A 9,545-nucleotide genomic window follows, 5' to 3' on the forward strand; every position below is an offset into this window, starting at 1 on the left:
ATTGAGAATCAAGACCACTATCGTTACATTCCCTGCCAGTTTTCTGGAAGTAACAGCGAAGGTCACAATAGATTTTACCGGTATGATTTTTTCCCTGGAAACAAGTATGATGATTTGAGAAAAATATTAACCGGCAATGCAACTTCAGTCAATATGACAACCTCAATTTTAGAGGAAATCAAGCGGCAAACTGCCCCCTTTGATTCGCTACTTTCTAGAAAAAAAATTTCGAGTTCATATCATAAAATTGTAACTAAATCTATTCAATCGCTTCTTGTCGGGGAAACGCTCAGAAAGCTTAACGATCAATCAGTAAAGAGAATAATAGTTCCAGACTCTGTCAGACTTAAAGTTTCTGAAAGGTTGATAAAAGCAACTATGATGGAAGACTCTATTATTTCTCAATGTATGTTAGGGGATATTACTCGGGCTACCCTTTTATCATTTTTTCAAATGAAGAAGGCAGGTAGAAATGATATGTATAATAACATGCACGATTCCACCATTCAATATAAAGGAAGGGATTTTTTCTTTCAGTATTATTTGCTCCATTATTATGGCGTTAAGAATGAGGAATATTTCTTAGGCAATGAGATATTAGGTTTTCATAGTGTTGGCATATCCAAAGACACGATGAGGGATGCAGTGGAATATTATTGTTTAAAGTATCCTAATAGTGAATACGCCATTGCAATAAGGAAAATTCTTGGTTCATCAAAAGAAGAGCAAAGTAAAAATAATGTTGGGCAATCGACAGGAAAATCAAAGTCATTTGGAAATAATATTGTCTATCTTAATAACGCCGGCGCGTTACATAACCTTAAAGTGAATGAATTTCCAAAACTAAAAAATGGGATTGTTTATGTAGATATATGGGCTACATGGTGTAGACCCTGCCTGGCAGAAATGGAGCTTAATTACCAGGTTGACAGCTTACTGGCAACGATAGGCGGAAAGCGATTATATATATCTATTGACGAGCAATCTGCTGCACCTAAATGGAATGAAATAATTGAGAAAAAGGGTTTAGGAGGCTATCATGTCCTTGCTGGGAAAAAATTGAGAAAATATTTAGACGAAGAATTCGGATTTGCAGGAGGTTCCATCACGATTCCTTATTATATAGTACTAAAAGATGGGCAAATTGTTTATAAGAATGCTTATAGACCAAGCGAATTTGAAATGCTTAAGAAGCAACTGATAAACCTTTCCAAATAGCCATTGAATATTAGGTGGTGAAGAAAAATTGTTTTCATGAAATCAATTTTATAATTAAAAGTTTCAACAAAAAATTATGAAAACTCATTTAAGCCTCGTTAGTCTATGTTTATTTAATCTGTTTGTAGCTTGTAAAGAGCATAACTCCTTAAAAGTAACTTCAGGAAATGTGTTGGATAAACCAATTACTGAAGCATCAATACTATACCAAGATACTTTATTAGAAAAGTATAAAAGTATGTTTCCTGATACAGCAAAGATTTTTAAGAATATTCAAGACTTGTCTACCTATATTCTACCACTAAAAAACAATTTTCTTCATACGAAAACTTCCAATGGTACAACATTAGAATTTAATGATTCGGACACCTTGGTTTATATTAAAAGGGAATTTGATAAAGCGGCTAACTATTTGCAATTCAAGCATGCAAATTTATGGACTACATCAACTGATGGCATGATACTTTTAGGCATGCATCCTAATTTACATACTTCGGAAAAACTTGCACTTTTTGAAAAGTTTCCTCAAAATATTAGAGAAAGTTCAGTTGGGAAACAGACAAAGGCTCTCTTGAATAAATATGTCTATGATCGGAATCTTGGGTTTGATTTTAACAATTTTCGCAGTGTGGAATTGATAACCCCTACATCCCGAAAATCCAAAATTGAAAGTCTATTAGCACACTCTAAAAAAAATACCTTAATCTTTTTTGGCGCGTCCTGGTGTCGCCCTTGTAGAATACAAGAGAGCCGATTTAAAAGGATGTTTGAAAATATAGATACAACAAAGTTGGAGGTGATTGGTATATCTATTGATTCTGATAATGAGGCTTTTAAAACCCTTCTTAAAAAGGAAGCATATCCTTGGCAATTTTTTAGGATAGAAAATGCATGGAGGAATACAATTTTTCAAACCCTCAACTATCAAGGAGTGCCGATGAATATTTTATTAGATGCTTCGGGGAGGATTATTAAAGAAGATGTAAGTATTGACGAAGTTTTAAAATTTATAGGTATAAAAGTTCCAGAGATTTGAATTTTCGTCTGTGGTATAATGTAGGTTTACTTTTTATGTTCAAACCATTCTACTATTATACAGATTGCAAGTACACAACAGGAAATGCCCTTCGCCTTTGTTGGTATGCCGCCCTGGTCCTGTGCTGCAGTGTACCAACAAACAATGCTTTAGGTGTTGTTGGTGAGGCTATGAATAAAACCCAACAAGAGTGTAAAAGTGTTGTCTTTTCTCTTCGGACTGTCTTTATACAGCTTGTTGGTACGCCCAATGCACATAGCTCTGCGATATACCAACAAGGGGGTAAAACGTAAATTAATATTAAAATATCGATCATGATTTCCATTAATAAAAAGTTTGTTCTTATTGTTTTGGGGCTTGTTATTTTCCATACTTGTTTATCACAGAAACAATATACTTCAGAAGATAATTTTGTATTAAATGGCACCATCGAAGGGCGTGATACCGGATATATTATTTTAAGATATACTGACATTATGGGGAAATGGATAATAGATACTACCAATCTTCAAAATGGCAAATTTCAATATACAGGAAAAATAGGTGGACCAACTCGGGCAATAATTAAAGGCTATAGAAAAATAATAGATTTCAACGAAGTAAATTTTGTTAACGTTTATATAGAACCAGGAGTTCAAAATATTGAATTAATAGAAAATGATTATGAGCATGCAAAAATGAATGGTTCGGTAACTCAATTAGAGTGGGAGACTTTAGCAAGGCACAACGATTCGATAAAAGCCAAATATGAAAATGAATTTCGGCAATTATTGAAAGCTAAATACGAATACAAAGATGCTAAAACGGAAGAAGAAAAGAAAGTTGCTTTAGAAAACGAAAAGAAAGCAATTGAAAGGTTAATTCCATACAATAAGGAAGTTACTCTGGAAAATGTTTCTTTTGTAAAACAGCATTCAGATTCTTATTTAAGTGCCTATATCTTGTTAACTCCATTTTTGAACGGATTTCCGAGCGAATTAGCAGACGAAACTTTATTTCACAATTTAACACCAAGAATCAAAAATAGCCCAGATGGATTACGCATTATTGATATAATCAGAAAAAAGAAACAAAATACAGTTGGCAATATTGCCCATAATTTTAAGGCAAAGGATGTAAATGGTAACGAAATTATTTTATTAAATTTAAGGGGAAAATATGTTTTATTAGACTTTTGGGCAAGCTGGTGTGGCCCCTGCAGAGCAGAAATACCCCACCTTAAAAAGTTATATGATCAATATCATCCTAATGGCTTAGAAATCCTTACAATATCTATAGATAAAGATTCCATTGCCTGGCGAAAAGCTATTCAAAAAGAAAAAATTGAACATTGGTATAATGTATCATGCAACAAAGATATTGAAGCTAATTATGAGAATCCTGTCAGTCCGATTCCTTCTGGAATTTTAATTGGTCGGGATGGAAAAGTAGTTTGGAATTCCAACGCATCACAATCGAATACATTAGAACAAGTTTTAAAAAAGGAATTAATAGACAAAAATTGATAATTCGCAGTTGTTGGCATGCCGTCCTGTTTCCTTTATGCGTTGGGTGGATGGGAGCGGATGTGTGCTGGATATCGATTTAACGGTTGTGCAAGTACGTGGAGTGTGAGGTGTGCGGTCTGACAAAGATCAGTTTTGGATATTCGACTTTACTGAAACTCTGTGCGCAATTCAATTTTTCAAGCTTTCTGCTTAAAAGTTAGTTTTGGTTGCGGCCCGCTATTCCTGGCGGGCTTTTTTTATTCAGTGGGAACTTCAAACAACTAGAAAACTCGATTCCTAACTAGTAGTTAATAAAGGGACGCTTACAATCCATCCTGCTACATGTTCTTGTATTGCTGAAGCCGGGACTCAAAAGCAGCCAAATCGGTCGCTGAATAGTCTTTTCTGCCTTTAAGTGCTTTAATAGCATTTTGTTCCGCTTCTATCGCTTTTACTTTATTTTTTGCATGCCAATACATATCTGCCATTTTGTGATACAGTTTGGGAATGTTAACAAGTTCTGGGTAGGGAATTCGGTCAATCTCCATTTGGTAAGCTTCTGCACCTAACTCATAAATTTCTGCTGGAAGGTTTAATTTATCTGAATACAATTCAATATTTCTATAAATGGACCAGTAAGAAGGCTCTTCATAAGTTGGTGTCACCATCCACGTTTTTCCATACTCATAGGCCTTGTACGGGTTTGTTTTGAGTAAGGCAGAAAAAGTATGCCAAGCAATAAAAGGTGCGTATTTCAGCTTTGGCTCATGTCTGACAAATTCATCGATCTCTAAAAGGGCTGAATCTGGTTTTCCAAGATCACCCGGCTTATTAGGATCTCGTACATACCTAATCAATTCATAATTTAATGAATCATCCAGCGCTGCTAAATGCCTATTGGAATTCCGCTTGGCCGCTTCTTCTTTTATATCCCAGGTGTTGTTCACTACTTTACGCAACACTGCATCAAGATCTTTAGGGTGTCCGATCCAGGCCAGCCTTCCATTAGCATTCACCACAAAAGACTTCGGGATACCCTGTTCTCCTGAAGCATCGATCCAACTAGATGCCATAAAATTGCTATCCTCAGCCGCTACATGATAATTCATCCGGAAGCCTATGCTGTCGACAAAAGCTTTTACTTTCTGTATGGAAGTGGTTTTCATTTCCTTGATATCAATACCTATAATGGTCACCTTATCCTTGTATTCTGCAGCTAAAGCAGAGAGATGAAGCATTGCTGCAATGCAAGGTTTGCACCAGGTTGCCCAGAACTCCACTACATACACATGGCCTTTTTCAAAACTTTGAACCGGTGTGCCTTTTATCCACTCTCGCACACGCAGGGGAGGAGCAGGATCACCGATATTTAGCGAAGGGGATTGCTCATTTTGAGCATTCGCGGAAACTGTTATAATACATAACAACACTAATAAGTAAAAATTCGGTTGTATAAGAGCCCAATTAACTTTAAATTTCTTGACGTTTGTTAAGCGCATAAGCTTTTCCAACATATTGTATGATTTTTAAAGTTGCTGAAAATAGTTTCTAAGAGGCTAGGTAACCTGGGACCGGTGCTTAACTCTTGCAATGCCGCTGATTAGTAATTTACTGTTTAAAGATAACTCTGATGCTCTGCTTTGGCAAGGAGGGGTTATTGTGGTTTGATTTTCCAATTTCGGATATGCATGTATGTTAAACAAGCAAAAAAAGCATCAATAATTGTCAAAATTGATGTGGTTTGTTGTTAGTTCAAGGTTGACTTTTAGGTTTTTAAGGCAGGAACGACATTTTAGAAGATTTGATAACGCTTTGAGAATAACCTAATTTTTTCAATGCTCCATACATACTTGAATAAAACCAAACTAACTGCATTATTTATCGTGGGTGCAACAGCTTACACACTCACACAGGATGCGCGCGGAAGTATCATCGCTAAACCACGGGATTCACTTACCAAAAGGCCATTAACTCTAGCGGCCTTCACTACAAATTAAAACTCACGCCAGTAAAAAGCATATATGATTCAAAAGATTAAGTTTCTTTTTGATAAGAAAAAGCTACTTTTTTTATTCGCCTTTATCGGCCTTTTCAACTTTGCCTTTGCCCAACAGGAATCCCAATTGAGAGGTAAGGTAGTGGATACCCTGGGAAAAGCGCCTTTATCCAATGCGGTTATTTCCTTGCTTCATAAAAAAGATTCTACTTTATCGAATTATACCCGAAGTGGTAAAGATGGAAGTTTTATTCTACCTCATATTGGAAAGGGCCAGTACATTGTAATGATCACTTTCCCCAAGTTTGCCGATTATGTTGAGGTGGTGAATGTGCAGGAGCAGGCGGTGGATATGGGCTCTATTGCTCTTACCCAAAAAGCTACGCTTTTAAAAGAAGTGGTGATACAAAGTGGCCGAGCTATCCGCATTAAGGGTGATACTACAGAATTTACAGCTGATAGCTTTCATGTAAAAGATGGTGCTACGGTGGAAGACCTTCTGAAAGAGTTCCCTGGCTTCCAGGTAGACAGCAAAGGCCAGATCACGGCTCATGGCCAGCGGGTGCAAAAGGTGCTGGTAGATGGGGAGGAATTCTTTGGTGATGATCCTACGATGGCTACTCAAAATATTGCGGCAAGAGCAGTGGATAAGGTGCAGGTGTTTGATACAAAGACAGATCAGCAAAACCTTACCGGGTTGGGAGGCAACAGCCAAAGCAAGACGGTAAACATCAAGCTAAAAGAAAACAGTAAGAAGGGGGCCTTTGGTAAGATTAATGCCGGAAGTGATTTTCAAAAATACCATGATGGCAAGGCCTTGTACAACCGTTTCGTAGGTAAAAAGAAGGTTTCTGTATATGGAACAAAAAGTACTGTTAGTACAGGAAGCCTTAACTGGGAAGACCGCCAGAAACTGGGCGTGGAGAATGATATGGAATATGACGAAGTAGGCGGCTACTATATCAGCTATGGTGGTGGCGACTTCGAGGACTGGAGCCTCCGTGGCTTGCCAGACTCCTATTCAGCAGGAGCCTTATTCAGCAACAAATGGAATGAAGACAAGCATGGCGTTAACGGTTCTTACAGGTACAACCGGCTGTCTACAATTAACGAGTCTTCCACACTTACGCAAACCATCCTATCCAGTGGACTATTATATAGTGACCGGCGAGTAAAAACCAATGGCCTCAACCAGCAGCACGCGATCAATGGCAAATACGAGTGGAAACTGGATTCCCTGGCTTCTTTCAAGTTCACCACAGCTGGCATCTATAAAACTACCCAGGGCTATAACAATACCAAAAGCTTTACCCAGAACGAAAACCATTTATTCCTGAATGAGAACGACCAGACAACGGAGAGCGAGACCGAAAATAAACAATTGGACAACCAGCTTACTTACAAGCAATTGTTCAAAAAGAAAGACAGGCAATTGCTGACGACTTTGCGTTTTGGATTGGTAGAAGACGATAATAACGGCACATTGTATTCTACATTTAAAAAATACGATGCCGCTGGCAATTTCCTGGCCGACAGTATTACCGACCAGCAAAAGCTATTTACAGGCAGCTCCCAGACCATTGGTACGAGGATTACTTTCAGTGAGCCGCTCACTCCTAAATTGAACCTGGTGGTAAATTATGGTTACAACAACAACAATTCAGCTTCCAATCGTGCCTCCTACAACGATGCCGGCAATAGCAAGTACGAGATCCTCGACTCTTTATACAGTAATAATTTCAACCTTGATGTCTCTTCCCATAGCGCGATGGGTGTATTAAGGTATGTTGGCAAAAAGACAAGATTCGCATTCGGATCTGGATTGTCTGCCCTCCAGCTAAACCTCGATGACCAGTATAAAGACAAAAAGACTACTTACAACTTCCTGAACATTACACCCCAGGCAAACTATAGCTACCAGCTAAAACAGCAGAAATATTTTTCTGTCAACTATAGAGGTACTACCCGCCAGCCCAGTATGAACCAGTTGCAACCCATCCGCGACAACAATGACCAAACCAATGTCTTTGTTGGTAACCCCAACCTCAAGGTGGGCTTCAACCACTGGATCAGTGCCGGTTATTCCAACTATAAAATATTGACTGGCCAAAACTTATACCTCGGTGTCAATTATGGTTTTACGCAAAACGATATTTCCAACGCCAGTATCATTGATGCATCAGGTAAAAGAACATACACACCCATTAATGTAAATGGTAACAATAACTGGGTTATCTATGGTAATTGGAATATTGGCCAGGGAGAAAAGAAACTGCGTCATGGAGTAAATTTAAGTGCCAATGGCGGGCGGAATATCAATTTCATCAACAATGAAAAGGGCATCAACAACTATTCTAGTTTTTATGCCGCTTATAACCTTGGTTACGATGTAAAAGATAAGTTCAATTTCAACATCCGCCCAAATGTACGTTACAATACTTCCCGTTCCTCCTTGCGCAAGGTAGACAACAACTTTTTCTCTTACGGCGCCTCTTTCTATGGCTATGTAATGCTTCCTGGCAAAATAGAGATCAGCAGTGATGTCAATGCCGACCTCCGCCAGAAGATAGGCGCCTTCGACCGCAACACCAACATTATACAATGGAATGGCAATATATCCAAAAAGGTATTAAAGGATAAAAGTGGAAAGATCATCATTGTTGCCAACGATATCCTTAATCAGAACAAAGGATACAACCAAAGTATCAACAGCAACTTTGTAACCGATGAGCGCTACCTGAGGGTAAGCCGTTATTTCTTATTGAAGTTTGAATGGTCGTTCAATAAAATGCCCACAGGAAAATAGTAATACTTGAAATATGGATAGGCCATTATCTAACTTACTAAAACAACATTTATGAAAAGATTGATTCTCCTTTTAATAGCCATCTTTCTTGTACATTCCTTGTTACAGGCACAAGCCCTTTTCTATAATACCATAAAAGTGGAATTTGAAAAGACCGTTTATGTTCAACAGATGTATAAAGAGCTACTACCTGAATACTTTGACAGAAATAAAGCAAATCTTCCAATAACAGCATTAAGCTATTTTGAATTTATAGGTGATACTACTAAGTCGATTTTCAAGCCTGGCAGGGAAGTTCCTGTGAGCCCACGTTCCTGGTATAGTCCAATTGCTGATAAAAACATTGTTTACACTGATTATAAAAGTGATCGGGTGGTGGCGCAAAAACCTATGTATGAAGAAACATTTCTTGTAGAGGACAGTCTTGCCAAAATCAAATGGAAAATAACAGCCGATTTAAGGGAGATTGCCGGATTTGAATGCAGAAAGGCGGTCGGCATACTCAATGACAGTATAGGTGTGTTTGCATTTTACACAGACAATATTCTGATTCCAGGAGGTCCGGAAAGTATTCACGGGTTACCTGGAATGATACTAGGCATGGGGATTCCCCGCCTGCATACAACATGGTTTGCAACCAAGGTAGAAGTAAGTGGTGTGAACATGAACATTGTGTTGCCGGCAACCAAAGGGAAGAAGGTTACTTATAAGACCATGATGGAGGCTATCAACAAAGTTGCCAACAGATGGGGCGATTATGGCAAGAAAATGCTGCTGAATATTGCGATTTGAGGACATGAATAGCCAGCTAAGATGCAAACTATATAGCTTTTATAAAAAATGTTATTTATATGATTAAGTGTAAAATTGTACTTTTTAATTCCATTATTGCCGCTTTCTTTTGCCTCTTTTTGGCAGCATGTTCGTAAATCAACGAGCAAGTGCATATTGTTGACCGGATGGGATGTAAATAGTTTTGCTTTCTGATCTACTTATCATGAA

The 9,545-nt window shown here is 38.0% G+C and carries 7 protein-coding genes; 6 read left to right on the forward strand and 1 reads right to left on the reverse strand.

The annotated features are described in order from the left end of the window. The 4 genes from OCK74_RS27485 to OCK74_RS27500 form a co-directional block, all read left to right on the forward strand. Positions 1-1,218 (forward strand): TlpA family protein disulfide reductase (locus tag OCK74_RS27485; protein WP_279300332.1); only part of this gene is annotated, 1,218 nt, incomplete at its 5' end. Positions 1,219-1,294: 76 nt separating this feature from the next. Next, positions 1,295-2,254 carry a thioredoxin family protein gene (locus OCK74_RS27490; RefSeq protein WP_279300333.1) on the forward strand — a complete coding sequence of 320 codons (960 nt, stop codon included), beginning with the start codon at positions 1,295-1,297 and terminating at the stop codon, positions 2,252-2,254. Then, a complete protein-coding gene (locus OCK74_RS27495) occupies positions 2,251-2,547 on the forward strand; it encodes a hypothetical protein (protein ID WP_279300334.1) in 297 nt (98 codons plus the stop codon). The genes OCK74_RS27490 and OCK74_RS27495 overlap by 4 nt, the downstream gene beginning before the upstream one ends. 21 nt (positions 2,548-2,568) lie before the next feature. Beyond that, a complete protein-coding gene (locus tag OCK74_RS27500; protein WP_279300335.1) occupies positions 2,569-3,759 on the forward strand; it encodes a TlpA disulfide reductase family protein in 1,191 nt (396 codons plus the stop codon). Between the two features lie 320 nt (positions 3,760-4,079). Here the strand turns inward: OCK74_RS27500 and OCK74_RS27505 are convergent, their stop codons facing one another. Beyond that, entirely contained in the window at positions 4,080-5,255 is a 1,176-nt protein-coding gene (locus tag OCK74_RS27505; protein WP_279300336.1) for a TlpA family protein disulfide reductase, read from the reverse strand. A gap of 507 nt (positions 5,256-5,762) precedes the next feature. Between OCK74_RS27505 and OCK74_RS27510 the strand changes: the two genes are divergently transcribed. Beyond that, a complete protein-coding gene (locus tag OCK74_RS27510; RefSeq protein ID WP_279300337.1) occupies positions 5,763-8,543 on the forward strand; it encodes an outer membrane beta-barrel protein in 2,781 nt (926 codons plus the stop codon). A 51-nt stretch (positions 8,544-8,594) separates the two neighbouring features. Then, positions 8,595-9,335: a GLPGLI family protein gene (locus OCK74_RS27515; protein WP_279300338.1), complete on the forward strand. Its 741-nt coding sequence runs from the start codon at positions 8,595-8,597 to the stop codon at positions 9,333-9,335. Positions 9,336-9,545: the final 210 nt, after the last annotated feature.

Source organism: Paraflavisolibacter caeni, assembly GCF_025628885.1.
Lineage (GTDB): Bacteria > Bacteroidota > Bacteroidia > Chitinophagales > Chitinophagaceae > Flavisolibacter > Flavisolibacter caeni.